The 16,541-nt window shown below is 71.3% G+C and carries 18 protein-coding genes; 6 read left to right on the forward strand and 12 right to left on the reverse strand.

Translation table 11 applies throughout. The features are described 5' to 3' along the window. Window positions 1–34: 34 nt before the first annotated feature. Window positions 35–490, forward strand: a complete 456-nt coding sequence (locus ACZ49J_RS06385; protein WP_467452067.1) for a universal stress protein — start codon at window positions 35–37, stop codon at window positions 488–490. A 33-nt stretch (window positions 491–523) separates the two neighbouring features. On the opposite strand, the gene ACZ49J_RS06390 is transcribed toward ACZ49J_RS06385, so the two are convergent. Beyond that, window positions 524–1,690: a CapA family protein gene (locus tag ACZ49J_RS06390; RefSeq protein ID WP_467452068.1), complete on the reverse strand. Its 1,167-nt coding sequence runs from the start codon at window positions 1,688–1,690 to the stop codon at window positions 524–526. A 223-nt stretch (window positions 1,691–1,913) separates the two neighbouring features. On the opposite strand from ACZ49J_RS06390, the gene ACZ49J_RS06395 reads away from it, so the two are divergent. The 3 genes from ACZ49J_RS06395 (at window position 1,914) to ACZ49J_RS06405 (ending at window position 3,974) form a co-directional block, all read left to right on the forward strand. Then, on the forward strand, window positions 1,914–2,459 hold the full coding sequence (locus ACZ49J_RS06395; protein ID WP_467452069.1) for a sigma-70 family RNA polymerase sigma factor: 546 nt from the start codon (window positions 1,914–1,916) through the stop codon (window positions 2,457–2,459). Between the two features lie 199 nt (window positions 2,460–2,658). After that, complete coding sequence (locus ACZ49J_RS06400; protein WP_467452070.1) at window positions 2,659–3,174, forward strand: hypothetical protein; 516 nt, start codon at window positions 2,659–2,661, stop codon at window positions 3,172–3,174. Between the two features lie 146 nt (window positions 3,175–3,320). Next, window positions 3,321–3,974, forward strand: a complete 654-nt coding sequence (locus ACZ49J_RS06405) for a hypothetical protein (protein WP_467452071.1) — start codon at window positions 3,321–3,323, stop codon at window positions 3,972–3,974. Window positions 3,975–4,010: 36 nt separating this feature from the next. On the opposite strand, the gene ACZ49J_RS06410 is transcribed toward ACZ49J_RS06405, so the two are convergent. Further along, window positions 4,011–4,871 (reverse strand): Fpg/Nei family DNA glycosylase, encoded by an 861-nt coding sequence (locus ACZ49J_RS06410; RefSeq protein ID WP_467452072.1) that lies wholly within the window; start codon window positions 4,869–4,871, stop codon window positions 4,011–4,013. A gap of 201 nt (window positions 4,872–5,072) precedes the next feature. Here ACZ49J_RS06410 and ACZ49J_RS06415 point away from each other — a divergent pair, with 201 nt between their 5' ends. After that, complete coding sequence (locus tag ACZ49J_RS06415; RefSeq protein ID WP_467452073.1) at window positions 5,073–6,509, forward strand: lipase maturation factor family protein; 1,437 nt, start codon at window positions 5,073–5,075, stop codon at window positions 6,507–6,509. Here the strand turns inward: ACZ49J_RS06415 and ACZ49J_RS06420 are convergent. Genes ACZ49J_RS06420 through ACZ49J_RS06455 form a run of 8 tightly spaced genes read right to left on the reverse strand, consistent with a single transcriptional unit; the run spans window position 6,497 to window position 14,438 of the window. Beyond that, the gene (locus tag ACZ49J_RS06420; protein WP_467452074.1) at window positions 6,497–7,348 is read right to left on the reverse strand and encodes an amidohydrolase family protein; all 852 of its coding nucleotides are present in this window, start codon (window positions 7,346–7,348) and stop codon (window positions 6,497–6,499) included. The genes ACZ49J_RS06415 and ACZ49J_RS06420 overlap by 13 nt on opposite strands. Then, window positions 7,345–7,659 (reverse strand): L-rhamnose mutarotase, encoded by a 315-nt coding sequence (locus ACZ49J_RS06425; RefSeq protein WP_467452076.1) that lies wholly within the window; start codon window positions 7,657–7,659, stop codon window positions 7,345–7,347. Before ACZ49J_RS06425 ends, ACZ49J_RS06420 begins: the two co-directional genes overlap by 4 nt. Before the next feature lie 13 nt (window positions 7,660–7,672). Continuing rightward, the gene (locus ACZ49J_RS06430; protein WP_467452078.1) at window positions 7,673–8,647 is read right to left on the reverse strand and encodes an aldo/keto reductase; all 975 of its coding nucleotides are present in this window, start codon (window positions 8,645–8,647) and stop codon (window positions 7,673–7,675) included. Next, window positions 8,644–9,399: an SDR family NAD(P)-dependent oxidoreductase gene (locus tag ACZ49J_RS06435; RefSeq protein ID WP_467452080.1), complete on the reverse strand. Its 756-nt coding sequence runs from the start codon at window positions 9,397–9,399 to the stop codon at window positions 8,644–8,646. Before ACZ49J_RS06435 ends, ACZ49J_RS06430 begins: the two co-directional genes overlap by 4 nt. Continuing rightward, window positions 9,396–10,775, reverse strand: a complete 1,380-nt coding sequence (locus ACZ49J_RS06440) for an L-fuconate dehydratase (RefSeq protein WP_467452081.1) — start codon at window positions 10,773–10,775, stop codon at window positions 9,396–9,398. Before ACZ49J_RS06440 ends, ACZ49J_RS06435 begins: the two co-directional genes overlap by 4 nt. A 45-nt stretch (window positions 10,776–10,820) precedes the next feature. After that, complete coding sequence (locus tag ACZ49J_RS06445; RefSeq protein ID WP_467452082.1) at window positions 10,821–11,855, reverse strand: ABC transporter permease; 1,035 nt, start codon at window positions 11,853–11,855, stop codon at window positions 10,821–10,823. Further along, on the reverse strand, window positions 11,848–13,368 hold the full coding sequence (locus ACZ49J_RS06450; protein ID WP_467452083.1) for a sugar ABC transporter ATP-binding protein: 1,521 nt from the start codon (window positions 13,366–13,368) through the stop codon (window positions 11,848–11,850). Before ACZ49J_RS06450 ends, ACZ49J_RS06445 begins: the two co-directional genes overlap by 8 nt. Next, a complete protein-coding gene (locus ACZ49J_RS06455) occupies window positions 13,365–14,438 on the reverse strand; it encodes a sugar ABC transporter substrate-binding protein (RefSeq protein WP_467452085.1) in 1,074 nt (357 codons plus the stop codon). Before ACZ49J_RS06455 ends, ACZ49J_RS06450 begins: the two co-directional genes overlap by 4 nt. A gap of 189 nt (window positions 14,439–14,627) precedes the next feature. On the opposite strand from ACZ49J_RS06455, the gene ACZ49J_RS06460 reads away from it, so the two are divergent. Further along, complete coding sequence (locus tag ACZ49J_RS06460; protein ID WP_467452087.1) at window positions 14,628–15,341, forward strand: FadR/GntR family transcriptional regulator; 714 nt, start codon at window positions 14,628–14,630, stop codon at window positions 15,339–15,341. 81 nt (window positions 15,342–15,422) lie between these two features. Here the strand turns inward: ACZ49J_RS06460 and ACZ49J_RS06465 are convergent, their stop codons facing one another. Further along, entirely contained in the window at window positions 15,423–16,070 is a 648-nt protein-coding gene (locus tag ACZ49J_RS06465; RefSeq protein ID WP_467452089.1) for a dihydrofolate reductase family protein, read from the reverse strand. Window positions 16,071–16,118: 48 nt separating this feature from the next. After that, on the reverse strand, window positions 16,119–16,523 hold the full coding sequence (locus ACZ49J_RS06470; protein WP_467452090.1) for a VOC family protein: 405 nt from the start codon (window positions 16,521–16,523) through the stop codon (window positions 16,119–16,121). Window positions 16,524–16,541: the final 18 nt, after the last annotated feature.

Below are 16,541 nucleotides of genomic sequence, written 5' to 3' on the forward strand. Positions count from 1 at the left end.
ACCAGGGGCCGGCCGTTTCGGTAGCCTCGCAGCCGTGACAGAGCAGCACCGGTTCGAGCGGGGCACGGACGGGCCCAAGGTGATCCTCGTCGGGGTGGACGGCTCCGAGTCGTCGTTGCGCGCGGCCGCCTACGCGGGCGGCCTGGCCAGACGGCAGCACGCCCTCCTCGCGGTGGTGTACGTCCAGCCTGTGCTGGCGGCGGGAGCCGCGTTCGGTGTGCCGGCCGCGCAGACGACCGACGAGATCGCCGAGGGCCTCATCGCGGAGATCCGGGACGCCACCGAACGCGTCAAGGGCATCTTCGACGTCCGCTGGGAGTTCCACACCTTCCGCGGGGACCCGTACAACGGGCTCGTGACGGCGGCGGACGACCTGAAGGCGGACGCGGTGGTGGTGGGCGCCTCCGAGCAGGCGGGCCACCGGATCATCGGTTCCGTGGCGATCCGGCTGGTGCGGGCGGGCCGCTGGCCGGTGACGGTCGTTCCCTAGGACCACGCGGGCTGCCTCCCTCCGCCTCACCGGTCACCGCCCCATGACCAGCCCGTCCTCGGCGGCTCCCCGGCTCAGGACCACGCTGCGGATGCGGTCGCGTACGGCGGTGCCGTGCGCTCCCTGTGCGATGGCCTCGTTGAGATTGACCACGCGGCCGGGGCCCAGGTCGAACCACTGGGGGATGAACTCGGCCCTCGTCACCTCCCAGCGGGCGCCGTCGCGGGCCGGCGGGGCGAAGGTGAAACGGGCGAGGGAGCTCTCGTTGCCGCGCGGGTCGTGGGCGCCCTGGTGGTTGACCATGGCGCCGGCGAGTTGGTCGCCCATGCCGTAGACGACCCAGGTGCCGTTGACCTTCTCGTACGCCTGGGGGACGTGGGCATGGGTGCCGATGATGAGGTCGATGTCGGGGCGGTCGCCGGTGCGGGCCGCGGTGAGGCGCTGTCCCAGGTCGAGTTGCTGGGCGTCGGGCGCCTCCTGCCATTCGGAGCCCCAGTGCAGGGAGACGACGACCACGTCGGCTCCCTCCTTCCGTGCGGTCCGGGCGTCGGTGAGTATCCGGTCGTGGTCGATGAGGTTGACGGCCCATGGCTGTCCGGCCGGGAGCGGGAGACCGTTCGTGCCGTACGTGTACGCGAGGTGGGCGACCTGGGCCCCGCCCGCGCGTATGAGGGTCGTGCTGGCCGCCTCCTGCGCCGTGCGGGCCGAACCCGCGTGCCGTACGCCCGCGCGGTCGAGTGCGTCGAGGGTGCGGTGGATACCGGCGGCGCCGTCGTCGAGCGTGTGGTTCGAGGCGGTGGAGCAGCCGTCGTAGCCGGTGGCTGCGAGGGCCTCGGCCACCTCGGGAGGGGACTTGAAGGCGGGGTAGCCGGTGTAGGCGCCGTTCGCGCCGTAAACGGTCTCCATGTGACAGAGCGCGAGGTCCGCGCCGGACACGACGGGCTTGACGCCCGCCAGCATGGGCCGGAAGTCGTAGCCCGTGCCGCCCGCGTCCGCGCCCGCCTGGCGAATGATCGAGCTGTGCGGTAGGACGTCTCCGGAGGCGACGAGCGTGAAGCCACGGGGCTTCGTGGCGGCGGTGGAGGGCGTGGCGTTCCCCGGTATCCGCGCCGGCGTTTCCGGGTCCGCCTGGCACGCGGTGATGCCCGCTGTCAGGAGGAACGTGAGGGCGAGAGTGGTCTGCCGCGTGCGTGTCGTCATTGATCCACCCCGTTACTGTCGTATTGACTTATAAATCAACACGAATCCGCATACGGGGCTACTCGGTCCCGGACACTCCTAGCCCGTCCGGCGTGCCCGGGCGGGCCCCGGCGCGTTCCGGAACCAACCGTTCGTCGCACCGTTCGTCGACAGGTTCGACCGCCCGCCGCACACCCGTGACGGCCCCCTGTCCCCGCGGGGCGTCCCGCGTTCCCATACGGCCATGACGGCCGGAACCACGATCACGAACGGGACGACCGCCGAGCACGAGCTGGCCGCATTGCAGCGGGAGCACGGCCGGCCCCTCTTCGCCCTCATGTTGCGACTGTCCGACGGTGACCGTCAGCGCGCCGAGGATCTGGTGCAGGAGACCCTCGTGCGCGCCTGGCAGCACCCCGAAGCGCTCCGCGCGGACGACTTCACCTCCGTGCGCCCCTGGTTGCTCACTGTAGGGCGCCGTCTCGCCATCGACGCGCGCCGGGCCCGTCAGGCCAGGCCTGCCGAGGTGGGGGACGCCGTGCTGGAGAACGCGCGCGTGTGCGCCGATCACGCCGAGCGGTCCGCCGCCGCCCTCGACGTACGGCGGGCTGTGAAGACACTCACTCCCGAGCACCGTGAAGTCCTGGTGCAGGTGTATTTCCAGGGGGCCAGTGTGGCGGAGGCCGCCGAAGCCCTCGGCATCCCGCCCGGTACGGTGAAGTCCCGCGCGTACTACGCGCTGCGCGCCCTGCGCCGGGTGCTTCCGGGATACGCGGCCGACCTGCAGTGAAACCCATGCCAGAGCAAAGCCTTCGTAAAGCGCCTTGCTGAGGACCATGGTTGAGCAATCAGCTGTCTTCATCCGTGTTCCGGATGGGGCCCTGTCGCGGGGTTCGCGCCGTCCGCCCGACGGGCGGGTGCGAATCCGGTGAGGGGCCCCAGGACCCGGGTTCGGGCGACGCGCACGCACCGGAGGAAGGCAGGAAGGGATGCTGCACAGAGGTCAAGAGAGCACGGACGGCACCGGCGGCGGTGAACTGACCGTTCCCATGGCGTGGTTGTACGCCGAGTACATCGCGGACGAACTGCTGAGGACCGGCGACCTGATGCCGCCGACGTCCTTCGAGTTCCGCGCGGGACGGGACGCCCTGGCGCTGACCATCTTCCTCGCGGACACCGGCGGTGAGCTCTCCGGGATCCGGGTCGTCTCGCAGCTGGAGAACTGGCTGTCGCTGACCGCCTACGACCAGCCGTGGCAGGACTGGGTGCGCGAGCGCATGGCGCGGCTGACCGCCGAGGCGGCCGAGTCGGGCGGGCCCTCCCCGGACCTGGACCTGGCCGCCGCGGCCTGGCGCTGGCTGGAGGAGACCGAGCTCCTCGCCCCCGATCTGGACGCGGTGCCGGGCGGCGGTCCGGTCATCGGTGAGGACGACGGACCGAAGGTGTGGACGCCCGCCTGGCGGCTCGGTCTGCCCCTCGGCCACCTGGCGATCCATCTTTTCTAGAACTCGGACCAATCCGCGGGCCCGACGTCTCCGAATGTCTCGGTTGCCATTCCGTGACACCGGCACTTGAGTGATTCGCCGGTCCGGTGCGTACCGGTGGTAGCAAGAAGCAACCCCCACCGCATCACCGGCTCGAGGAATTCACCATGTGGTCCCAGGATCGTCACCATGACGTCGGCGCCTACGCGCTGGGCGTGCTGGACGAGATGGATGCCTTCCACTTCGAGGACCATCTCCGCGAGTGCCCCCGGTGCGCGGTACAGGTCACCGAGTTCAGGCCCGCCGCCCGCCAGCTGATGCTGTACCGGGAGGCGACACCGCGCGCGGTGCACCCCTTCGCGGGCCCCGGCCCCCGGATGATGGACCGGCTGCTGGAGCAGGTGGCCGCCCGGCAGCGGGCCGGACGCCGGCGCTGGCTGTTCGCGGTCGCCGCCTGTGTGGTGTTCGCCGTGGGCGGGCCCGCCGTCGCGGTCTTCGCGGGGCCGGGCGAGCAGGCGGACACCGTCGCCGCGACCGACGCGGGGACGGGCGTGTGGGCCGAGGTCCGGGCCGAGGACAAGCTCTGGGGCAGCCAGATCGACGTCCTGGTCAAGGACCCCTCCGGGGGACGGGCCTGTGAGCTCGTGGCGATCGGCGCGGACGGCTCCGAGGAGACGATCGCCAGCTGGATGGCGCCCAAGGACAACGCCGAACCCTCCGACATGCACGGCGGCGCGGCCATGCCCCGCAAGGACATCGTCCGGTTCGAGGTGCGCTCGGACGGCGAACGGCTGGTGGAGCTCAAGGCACCGTGGCACTGAGAGCGCCTCGCGACCGGGTCGCGCTCGCAGGGCCCGCTACTTGAGCAGCCGCGACATCCGCCGGTCGGCGAGCGGCTTGCCGCCCGTCTGGCAGGTCGGGCAGTACTGCAGCGAGGAGTCGCTGAAGGAGACCTCGCGGACGGTGTCGCCGCAGACCGGGCAGGGTTCGCCGGTACGGCCGTGGACCCGCAGTCCCGTCTTCTTCTCGGCCTTCAGGCGGCCCGCGGCCAGCCCGCGGGAACGTTCGACGGCCTCGGTGAGCGTGCCGCGCAACGCCTCGTACAGCCGGCCGATCTCCTCGGGCCCGAGCGAGGAGGCCAGTTTGAACGGGGACATCCTCGCGGCGTGCAGGATCTCGTCGCTGTAGGCGTTCCCCACCCCCGCGATCAGGCTCTGGTCGCGCAGCGCGCCCTTGATCCGGCGCCGCTCCCCGGCGAGCAGTTCCGCGAAGCGTGCCTCGTCGAAGCCGGCGGCCAGCGGGTCCGGGCCGAGGCGGGCCACACCCGGCACCTCGTCCGGGTCGCGCACGACGTACACCGCGAGCCGTTTCTGGGTGCCGGCCTCCGTGAGGTCGAACCCCTCGCCGGTCTCCAGGGCGACCCGGAGGGCGAGGGGCCCCTTGCCCGGCCGGGGCGGGCCGTCGGGGAGGCGGTCGCGCCACTGGAGCCACCCCGCGCGGGCCAGGTGGGTCACGAAGTGCAAGCCACCCCCCTCGATGCCGAGGAACTTTCCGTAGCGGCGCACGGAGGTCACCTCGCGGCCCTCGAAGGCACTGACGGGAGGGTCGTACGTCTTGAGGACGCTGATCGCGACGGGCAGCACCCGGACGACCTCGTGGCCGACGAGACGCTCGGCCAGGAAGTCCCGCAGCGCTTCGACCTCGGGCAGTTCCGGCATACGTCCAGAGTGCCACCCGGGGCGGGTGCCGCCATACGGGGCGGGCGATGCCGGTACGGAGCGGGAGCCCCTGGGGACGCGCGGGCCGAGAGCCCCGGCGCGCACACTGTGCAGGCACTCGTCTGCAGATCGCTCACGCCGGTCTTCGGTCACTATGGTCGGTAGTGCACCTGTTCGGCCCACACCCCAGGAGCACCGAGCGTGGAGTGGTTCACCGCCCCCGAGTACTGGACGAGCCGCCTGGTCTTCCAGCGGGCCCTCGCCGGCGTGTACCTCGTCGGGTTCCTCACCGCGGCCCTGCAGTTCCGCGCCCTGATCGGCGAGCGCGGGATGCTGCCGGTGCCCGTGTTCCTGCGGCGGGTCACGTTCCGTCAGGCGCCCGGCGTGTTCCACCTGTACTACTCGGACCGCTTCTTCGCGGCCTGGGCCTGGGCGGGCTGCGCGGTGTCGGTCGCGCTGCTCGCCGGGCTGGACTCGCTGCTTCCACTGTGGGGCGCGATGCTGCTGTGGCTCGTGCCGTGGGTGATGTACCTGTCGATCGTGAACGTCGGCCAGACCTGGTACTCGTTCGGCTGGGAGTCGCTGCTGCTGGAGGTGGGCTTCCTGGCGGTCTTCCTCGGCAACAACGAGGTCGCTCCGCCCGTCCTGGTGCTCTTCCTGCTGCGCTGGGTGCTGTTCCGCCTGGAGTTCGGGGCCGGGCTGATCAAGCTGCGCGGGGACGAGTGCTGGCGGAGGCTGACCTGCCTGGACCACCATCACGAGACGCAGCCGATGCCCGGCCCGCTGAGCTGGTTCTTCCACCGTCTACCGAAGCCGCTCCACCGGGTCGAGGTGGCCGCGAACCACTTCACCCAACTCGTCGTGCCGATTCTGCTCTTCACCCCGCAGCCGGTGGCGACGGCCGCCGCGTCACTGATGATCCTCACCCAGCTGTGGCTGGTCCTGTCGGGCAACTTCTCCTGGCTGAACTGGATCACCATCGTGCTCGCCCTGTCCGTCGTGGACTACGGCGGCACCGCGCCGGTCGGCGTGTCCGGAGCGCCGCTCTGGTACGAGGCGGTCGTCATCGCCGCGACCGCGCTGGTGGCGGGACTGAGCTACCACCCGGTCCGCAACATGATCTCCCGGGGTCAGGTCATGAACCGCTCCTTCGACCCGCTGCACCTGGTCAACACCTACGGCGCGTTCGGCAGCGTGAGCCGCGTCCGGTACGAGGTGGTGGTCGAGGGCACGGCGGACGAGGTGCCTCGGGAGGACTCCGAGTGGCGGGAGTACGAGTTCCGCGGCAAGCCGGGTGATCCCCGGCGCTGGCCGCGTCAGTTCGCGCCGTACCACCTGCGGCTCGACTGGCTGATGTGGTTCGCCGCGCTCTCCCCCGCGTACGCCGGCGCCTGGTTCGGGGGCCTGGTGGAGCGGCTGCTGGAGAACGACCGGGACACACTGAAGCTGCTGCGCCACTCCCCGTTCCCGCCGGACACCCCTCCCCGCCATGTCCGCGCCCGCCTGTTCCGCTACCGCTTCACGACCTGGCGGGAGCTGCGGGAGACGGGCGCGTGCTGGGAGCGGACCTACGTACGGGAGTACCTGCCGCCGACCCGGCTGGCCGGCGCTCAGGCCGCACGGGGTCAGAGGCCGTAGACGCGGGTGGCGGTGTTCTCGAAGACGTCCTTCTTCTCGTCCGGGCTCAGGCCGAGCAGCAGCACGCCCGTGCCGTGGGCGACCTCGGTGTACGTCGCCGCCAGCGTGCACACCGGCCAGTCGGACCCGAACATGACCCGGCCCGGGCCGAAGGCGTCCAGAACCGTGTCGGCGTACGGGCGCAGCTCCCCGGTCGGCCAGCCCGAGCGCCACGTCCCCGGGTCCGTCTCCGTGACCATCCCCGACAGCTTGCACACCGTGTTGGGCAGTTCCGCGAACGCCCTCACGTCCGACGCCCAGGGTTCGCGTTCCCCGGAGGCGATGGGCGGCTTGCCCGCGTGGTCGAGGACGAAGGTGAGGCCGGGCAGGGAGGCGGCCGCCTTCACGCAGGCGGGGAGCTGGTGGGGCAGCACCACCAGGTCGTACACGAGTCCCGCCGCGGCGACCGCTTCGAGCCCCCGGCGCACGTCCGGGCGCAGCAGCCACTCGGGGTCGGGCTCGCCCTGGACCTGGTGGCGGATGCCCTTCAGGTGGCGTCCGCCGGGCAGCTCGCGCAGCCGGGCCAGTTCGTCGGCGACGCCGGGGCTCGTCAGGTCCGTCCAGCCGACCACTCCCGCGATCAGTTCGTGCCGCTCCGCGAGCGCCAGGAACTCCGGGGTCTCCTCGGCGACGGTGATCGTCTGCACGAGGACGCTGCGGTCGATGCCCAGGGCGCGGGCCTCGGGTTCGAGGTCCGCCATGGTGAAGTCGCGGCGCAGCGGCTGGAGTCGGGGCCCGGTGATCCAGTCCTGGTCCCGTACGGAGAGGTCCCACACATGGTGGTGCGCGTCCACGGTCACGGCAGCTCCCACACGACGGGCAGGCCCGCGGCGGCGCCCTCGTCGGAGTAGTCGTGGACGACGTCGAGCAGTTCGGCCATGCGGGCCTGCCAGGCGACGTTGACCGGCAGTTTCTCCAGTTCGGCGAGGAGACGGGCGTAGTCCTCGCACTCCAGGACGTGGAAGAGGTCGGTGCCGCTGCGCCAGATGGTCCAGGAGGTGGCTCCGGCGGCCCGGATCGCGTCGGTGAGCTCCTTGGGGACCTCACGGTGCGCGGCCTCGTACTCCTCGACACGGTCGGCACGGACCTTGGTGTGCAGGGCGACTCTCACAGTGTCTTGCTCCTCACGCGGGTACGGGTGCGTCCTTGGGCAGCAGTTCCTCGGCGACCAGCTCCTGCCAGAAGGCCGCGGGCACGGCGGCCGCGAACTGCTCGGCGCCGTCGCGGGCCTCGTCGGCCGAGCGGGCGCCGACGAGGACGCTCGCGACGGCCGGATGCGCGCCGGGGAAGGCGAGTGCGGCGGCACGCAGCGTCGTACCGTGCCGTTCGGCGATCCCCTTCAGCCGCAGGGCGCGGGCTACCAACTCCTGTGGTGCGGACGCGTAGTTGTAGGTGGCTCCGGGCCTGGGGTCGGCGAGCAGGCCGGAGTTGAAGGCACCACCGACGACCACGGAGGTCCCCCGCTCCTCGGCCGCGGGCAACAGGTCGGCCAGCGCGCCCTGTTCGAGGAGGGTGTACCGGCCCGCGCAGAGCACCACGTCGACGTCGGTGTCCGTCACGAAGCGGGTGAGCATGGCCGTCTGGTTCATGCCCGCGCCGATCGCGCCGACGACGCCCTCGGCACGCAGCCGTTCCAGCGCGGGGTAGCCCTCGCGGAAGGCCTGTTCGGCGTGGTCGTCCGGGTCGTGGAGGTAGACGACGTCCACGCGGTCGAGGCCGAGCCGCTCCAGGCTGTCCTCCAGTGAGCGGCGTACGCCGTCGGCGCTGAAGTCCCACACGCGGCGGTGGGTTGCGGGTACGGCGAAGCCGTTGGCCAGGTCGTCGCCGCCCGCGTCGGTGGGCTCCAGGCGGCGGCCCACCTTGGTGGAGATCGCGTACGCGCCGCGCGGCCGCTCGCGCAGGAACGCGCCCAGGCGCCTCTCGGACAGGCCGAGGCCGTAGTGCGGCGCGGTGTCGAAGTACCTGATCCCGGCCGACCAGGCGGCGTCGAGGGCCCCCTCCGCCTGCTCGTCGCCGACCTCGGTGAACAGGTTGCCGATGCCGGCGGCGCCGAAGGACAGCGAGCTGACCTCGACGCCGCTCCGGCCGAGCGTGTTCACTGGCCCACCGGCCTGAGGCGCAGCCCCTGCATGCCGCCGTCGACCGCGAGTGCCGTGCCGGTGGTGGCGCCGGACAGCGGGCTCGCCAGGTAGGCGATGGCGCCCGCGACCTCGGCTGCCGAGACGAGGCGTCCGGTGGGCTGGCGGGCTTCGAGCGCGGCCCGCTCGGCGGCCGGGTCGGCGGCGGCGTCCAGCAGACGGCCCACCCACGGGGTGTCGACCGTGCCGGGGTTCACGCAGTTCACGCGGATGCCCTCGCGGACGTGGTCGGCGGCCATGGCTAGGGTGAGGGAGAGGACGGCGCCCTTCGACGCGGAGTACAGCGCGCGCTGCGGCAGACCGGCGGTGGCGGCGATGGAGCAGGTGTTCACGATGGCCGCGTGCGCCGACTCGCGCAGGTGCGGCAGGGCGGCGCGGGCCACCCGGACCATGCCCACGACGTTGACGTCCAGCACCCGGTGCCACTGGTCGTCGTCGTTGTCCTCGACCGTCCCCTGGGCGCCGATGCCCGCGTTGTTGATCAGCACGTCGAGTCCGCCGAGGCCGGCGACGGCGGCGGCCACGGCCTCGCGTACGGACGTGTCGTCGGTGACGTCGGCGCGGTGGCCGACCAGGGGTTTCTCCACCGACGACGGGTCGAGGTCCAGGACGGCGACCTGGGCGCCGCGGGCGGCGAGGAGTTCGGCGGTCGCCCGGCCGATGCCGGAGGCGCCGCCCGTCACCAGCGCCCTGAGACCCTCGAAGTCGCTCATGCCGCCTGTCCCTTCTTCTCTTTCTTCAGGTCGGCGGCCCAGAAGGTGCCGCCCGGAAACGTGTACTCCGCGATGGACTCCGGCCGCATGGTGGCGGAGAAGCCCGGCACGGTGGGTGCCGTGTAGTGTCCCTCGCGGATCACCACCGGGTCGAGGAAGTGGTCGTGCAGATGGTCGACGTACTCGATGACCCGGTCCTCGGTGGTGCCGGACAGCGCCACGTAGTCGAACATCGACAGGTGCTGGACGAGCTCGCACAGCCCGACCCCGCCCGCGTGCGGGCAGACGGGCACCCCGAACCTGGCCGCGAGCAGCAGGATCGCCAGGTTCTCGTTGACGCCGCCGACGCGGGCCGCGTCGATCTGGAGGACGTCGAGGGAGCCCGCCTGGAGGAGCTGCTTGAAGACGATGCGGTTCTGGACGTGTTCGCCGGTGGCGACCTTGACGGGGGAGACGGCCTCGCGGATCGCCGCGTGGGCGAGCACGTCGTCGGGGCTGGTCGGCTCCTCGATCCAGTACGGCTCGAACTCGGCGAGAGCCTTGACCCACTGGATGGCCTCGTCGACGTTCCACCGCTGGTTGGCGTCGATGGCCATGCGGATGTCCGGGCCGACGACGGACCGGGCCACGCGGCAGCGCCGTACGTCGTCGGCGAGGTCCGCGCCCACCTTCAGCTTGATCTGCCGGAACCCGTCGGCGACCGCCTGGGCGGCCAGGCGGGTGAGTTTCTCGTCGCCGTAGCCGAGCCAGCCCGGGGAGGTGGTGTAGGCGGGGTAGCCCCGTTCCAGCAGCCGCGCCGTACGGTCCTTGGCCCCTTCCTTGCCCTGTCTCAGCAGCTCCAGCGCCTCGTCCGGCGTCAGCGCGTCCGTGATGTAGCGGAAGTCGATTTGCCGGACCAGCCACTCGGGCTCGGCGTCGGCCAGCAGCTGCCACAGCGGCTTGTGGGCGCGCTTGGCGGCCAGGTCCCACACCGCGTTGACGACCGCGCCGATCGCCATGTGCATCACGCCCTTCTCGGGTCCGAGCCAGCGCAGCTGGCTGTCGCCGATCAGGTCCCGGAACAGGGAGCCCGGGTCGTCGCACAGCTCGTCCACGGACCGTCCGACCACGTGGCTCCGCAGGGCGTCGATCGCGGCGACCTGGACATCGTTGCCCCGCCCGATGGTGAAGGTGAAGCCGTGCCCCTCCAGCCCGGCGGCCGTGCCGGTCGCACCGGCGTCGTCGTCCGCGTCGGTGCGCAGCACGACGTACGCGGCCGAGTAGTCGGGGTCCGGGTTCATCGCGTCGGAGCCGTCGAGCTCGCGCGAGGTCGGGAACCGGATGTCGTAGGTGTCGACCGCGGTTACGCAGGAGGAGGTGTCGGAGGTCGGGGACACGGAAGGCCCTTTCGGTCGGTAACTCGGTGACGAGGAGTCGGCGGGTCAGTCCTGGGCGCGTCCCGTGGTGACGCGGGCGATCATGAGGGCGACCAGGATGATGCCTCCGTAGATGGCCTGGATCCAGAAGGACGGCACCTGCGCGAGGGTGAGCAGGTTCTGTACGACACCCAGGAGGAGTACGCCGGTGAGGGCGCCGAACATGGTGCCCTTGCCGCCGTCGAGGCTGATGCCGCCGATGACCGCCGCCGCGAACACGGTGAAGATCATGTTGTTGCCCTGGTTGGCGCTGATCGCCCCCACGTACCCGGTCTGCATGATGCCGCCGACGGCGGCGAGGGTGCCCGCAACGATGAACACGCCGAGCATCACCCGTTCGACGCGGATGCCGGCCGCGCGGGCCGCGTCCACGTTGCCGCCGATCGCGTACATCGCGCGGCCGACACGGTGGTAGCGCAGGACGAGACCGGCGACACCGAAGGCGACGGCCGCCAGCCACACCGACATGGGCACACGGAGGAAGGTGGTGGTCGCCAGTGAGAAGAACGCGTCGGGCATGCCGAACAGCGTCTTGCCCTTGGTCGCGCCGACCAGCAGCCCGCGCAGCACGATCAGCATCGCAAGGGTCACGATGAACGCGTTGAGCTTGAACTTCACCACGAGGACGCCGTTGAACGCGCCGATGGCCGCGCCCACGACGAGGATCGCGAGCAGGGCCAGGGCCGCCGGGAACTCCGTCCCCCAGCCGGACTGCGCGGCGGGCAGCACGAGCAGGGCGCCCACGGCGGGGGCGATACCGACGACCGACTCCAGCGACAGGTCGAACTTTCCGGTGATCAGCACGAGCGACTCGGCCAGCACCACCATCGCGAGGGCCGCGGAAGCGCCCAGGATGGAGATGATGTTGCGTTCGGTGAGGAACGAGTCGTTGACGAACGCCCCGAACACCATGAGCAGCAACAGGGCCGGTACGAGGGCGAGTTCGCGGGCGCGGCGGAGCAGGACGGCCCTGGCGGCCCCGGGGTCGGGCGCCTTGGCGGAGATGGTGGTCGAGGCCGACGGGGCCTTCGTGTCAGCCATTTTCCACTCCTTCGATGGAGGCGATCAGCTCGTGGTCGTGCCAGCCGGCCCGGTGCTCGGCGACGACCCGGCCGTGGAAGAGGACGAGGACGCGGTCGCAGCGGCGCAGGTCGTCCAGCTCGTCGGAGACGACCAGGACGGCGGTGCCGTCCTCGCGGGCGCTGTCCACACGCGAGAGCAGGGACTCCTTGGACTTCACGTCCACGCCCGCGGTGGGGTTGATGAGCACCAGCAGGCGCGGGTCGGAGGCGAGGGCGCGGGCCATCACCACCTTCTGCGCGTTGCCGCCGGAGAGGTCCGAGACGGGCTGGTCGGGGCCCTCGGCGTGGATGTCGAGGCGGTCGATCAGTTCGGTGGCGACCCCGCGTTTGCGGGCGGTGCCGACGAGCCCGTACCGGCCGAGCCGGTCCAGGACGCTCATCGTGGCGTTGTCCCCGATGGTCATGCCGAAGACGAGCCCCTGGACGTGCCGGTCGCGGGGCACGCAGCCCACGCCGGCCTTCAGCGCCGCCCGGACGTCGCCGAACGGGAGCGGTGTGCCGTCCAGCAGGGCGGTTCCGGACGTCGGCGTGTGCAGTCCGGCGAACGTCTCGGCGAGCGGGATCTTCCCGCTGCCGCTGGAACCGGCGAGCCCGAGGACCTCACCGCGGCGGACGGTCAGGGCGACGTCCTGGTAGGTGTCGGAGGTCAGGTTCTGCACGTCCAGGACTACGGGAGCGTCGACTCCGTCCTGTTCGGCCACGGCCTCCGCCGCGGCCGCCTGCCGTTCTGCGACCGCCTCCCCTGCCATGGCCTCCACCAGCGCGGAGCGCGGGAGTTCGGCGACGGGTGCGGTGGTGATCCAGCGGGCGTCACGCAGCACGGTCACCGTCTGGCAGACCTCGTACACCTCCTGGAGGTGGTGGGAGATGAACAGGAAGGTGACTCCGGACTCCTGGAGTGCGCGCATCCGGTCGAAGAGGCGCTCGATCTCCCGGTTGTCGAGCTGGGCGGTGGGCTCGTCCAGGACGATGAAGCGGGCGCCCTGGCTCAGGGCCCGGGCGATCTCCACCATCTGCCGGTCCTCGACCTTGAGGTCGGCGGTGCGGGCGTCGGGGTCGACGCGCACGTCCCAGGTGTCGAGGACCTCGGTGGCCTCCGCGTGCAGCCGGCGCCAGCTGAAGAAGCCGCGCCGGCTGTCGGGCTGGCGGTTGAGGAAGAGGTTCTCGGCGACCGTCAGCTCCGGGACGACGGTGGGCCGTTGGTAGACGCAGGCGACCTTGCTCCGCCATGCGGCTCGGTCGCCGAGTGCGGGTGCCGGCTCGCCGTCGAAGCGGACGGTTCCCGCGTCGGGGGCCTGGAGTCCGGTGAGGACGGTGACGAGGGTGGACTTGCCCGCGCCGTTGCGGCCGACGAGGGCGTGGGACTCGCCGGGCAGGACGGTCAGCCGGCCGTCCTGCAGGGCGACGGTGGGGCCGTAGCGCTTGACGATGCCCGTGGCCTCGACCAGGGGGGTGGCGGTGGCAGCGCTCATTTGACCGTGTTGCCCCAGAGCTTGGGGTCGTCGACGTTGTCCTTGGTCACCAGCGGGGCGGGCAGCTGGTCCTCCAGGATGCCGCTGGGCAGCTTGACGATCGTGGAGTCGTGGTCGGTGGGGCCGGGCTTGAACGTCTTCCCCTCCATCGCCGCCTTGATGTAGTACATGCCGTACTTGGCGTAGGCGTCGGCGGGCTGCGAGACGGTCGCGTCGATCTGGCCCTTGCGGATGGCGTCGAACTCCTGCGGGATGCCGTCGTTGGAGACGATGAAGATGTGGCCCTTCTGTCCGGCCGTCTTCAGCATCCCCTTGGACTTCAGGGTCTGCAGGGTGGGCGCGAGGTAGACGCCGCCCGCCTGCATGTAGATGCCCTTGATGTCGGGGTTGGCGTTGAGGAGGGTGTCCAGCTTGGAGGCCGCGGTGTCGGACTCCCACTTGGCGGGGATCTCCAGCACCTTCAGCTTGGGGTAGTTCTTCTTGACGCAGGCCCGGAACGCCTCGGAGCGGTCGCGGCCGTTGACCGAGGCCAGGTCGCCCATGATCTGTACGACCTTGCCGCTGGGTATCTGCTTGCCGAGGTAATCGCAGGCCTTCTCGCCGTACGCCACGTTGTTGGCGCGGACGACCATGGCGACCTTGCCCTTGTCCGGCGCCACGTCGACCGCGACGACGGGCACGCCCTTGCGCTCGGCCTGGTCGAGTCCGGCGACGATCGCGGCGCTGTCGAGGGGCGCGACGACGAGGCCCTTGACTCCCTGGTTGAGGGAGTTGTTGATGTCGGTGATCTGCTGGGACGGGTCACTGTTCGAGTTGACCGTCTTGAGGGCGTCGACGCCCTCGGACTTGGCCATCTTGGGCACGTAGTCGTTGTACGACTGCCAGAACGGCGAGGTCAGCAGGGGCAGGATCACCCCGACCTTGCCGTCGCCGCCACCCTCCCCGGCGGAGGAGGCGGTGTCCTTGGTGCTGCCGCACGCCGCGAGCACGAGGGCGGCACAGGAGGCGGCGACCACCGCGCGCGCCCTCCGTGCCCCTGTCTGCCCGTTCCGTGGGTTTGTGCCGGCCATCTGTCAGCTCCTCGTCGAGCGTGGTTCAAGCGAGCATGGATAACGCAGTCATGAGCAAGTGGTCGCATATTTATCAGACCACTTCCCCTCCACAACACCCTCCTACGCCAAATTTCCCTGCCTTTGGACAGTAGTGGTCCGACCACCTGGCTGGTTAGACTTCCGCGCACGGACGACAGGAGGAGTGGCGTGGACGAGACTCAGAGCGAGGCCGCTCCGCAGAAGGGCACGGTGACGCAGCGCGCCATCGAGCGCATCAAGGCGATGATCGCCGAGGGCCGCCTGGAGCCGGGACAGCGGCTGCCCACCGAGCGCGACCTCGCGGTCCAGCTGGGCATCTCCCGCAGCTCGATGCGCGAGGCGATCCGCGCGCTCACGGTCCTCGGGGTCCTGGAGGCCCGCCACGGCTCGGGCATCTACGTCACGCAGCTGGAGGCCGGGGACCTGCTGGAGACGTTCGGTGTGGTCGCCGACCTCTCCCGCGGCCCCCGGCTGGTCGAGCTGCTGGAGGTGCGCCGCATCCTGGAGTCGACGGCGACCGCGCTGGCCGCCGCGCGCATCACCGAGGACCAACTCGCGGAGGTCGAGAAGCACCTGACCGCGATGAACGCCACGGACGACCCCGAGGAGATCCTCGCCCACGACCTCGCCTTCCACCGCGAGATCGTGGCCGCCGCGGGCAACGAGACCATGGCCGCGATCCTGGAGGGCCTGTCCTCGCGCACGTTCCGGGCCCGCGTCTGGCGCGGCTACCAGGAGGAGGGCGCCTTCGCCCGCACCCGCCGCGAGCACGCCGCCATCCACCGCGCCCTGCTCGCCCACGACCCGGAGGCGGCACGGGCGGCCGCCGCCGCGCACGTGGGCGAGGTGGAGCAGTGGCTACGGACGCAGCTCCGGGAGTGACCCCGGGGATCGGGGGCCGGCCGGGAGGGCGGGCGGTCCTCGGCCGAGGGGGTTCACAGACCCGGTCCTCGGCCGAGGCGGTTACAGGCCCGTACGGGTGAAGGTCATATGCGTGACGCCGCTGGGCGAGCAGGCCGCCTCGACCACGTAGTCCTTGTCGAGGTCCTCCAGCCCGTCCCAGAGGCGTACGCCTCGGCCCAGCAGGATCGGGACGACCACGACGTGCAGGTGGTCGATGAGCCCGGCGGCGAGGAAGTCGCGGATCACGGTGGGCCCCCCGCCGATGCGGACGTCCTGGCCGCCCGCGGCCTGGCGGGCCGTTTCGAGTGCCTCGGCGGGCGTGGCGTCGAGGAAGTGGAACGTCGTGCCGCCCTCCATCTCGATCGACGGGCGCGGGTGATGGGTGAGGATGAAGGCCGGGGTGTGGAAGGGCGGGTTGGGCCCCCACCAACCCCTCCATTCGGGGTCCTCGTGCCATCCGGGGTAGCCGAACTTCCCCGCGCCCATGATCTCGGCACCGATTCCAGGATCGAACTGCCGCACGAAGGCGTCGTCGAGGCCGCCGGTCCCGCCGGGCCGGCCGATCCTCTCGTGCCACCACCGGGTGGCGAACATCCACTCGTGCAGCCGTTCGCCGGCGTGGCCGAACGGCGCGTCACGGCTCTGCCCCTCACCGGTGGCGAAGCCGTCGAGCGAGACGGAGAAGTTGTGGACACGGGCGAGTGACATGGCCGACGCCTCCCTTCCTTCCGCTGGTTACGCCTGACGGAACAGGCTCTAGTAGGACTGCAGCTCCACGAGTGTGCCTCCCGGAGTCCGCAGATGCGCGGTACGCAGGGCCGGGCCCCACTCGGGGCGGTCCTGGGCCTCGGCGAGGACGGACGCGCCGTGCCCGCTCAGGCAGCTCGCCGCGTCGGCGACGTCGGCGACACGCAGGACTACCATCGCGGAGTCCTGGACGGACACGTCCGACGGCAGGCCGCCCGTGCCGATGACCTGGGCGACGGCCTTGCGTGAGAACAGGCCGAACACCGTCTCACCGCCCAGGTCCCAGCCGGCGTAGCCCGCCGCGGGTACCACCCGGGCGGGTTCGACGCCCAGGAGGTCTCGCAGCGCCGCCGTCCAGAAACGAGCGGCGGTCTCGAAGTCCTCGACGAGCAGGCGGGGATACAAGGCATCCATGCGTGATCGTAGCCCTGG

Source organism: Streptomyces sp. NPDC030840, from assembly GCF_055572015.1.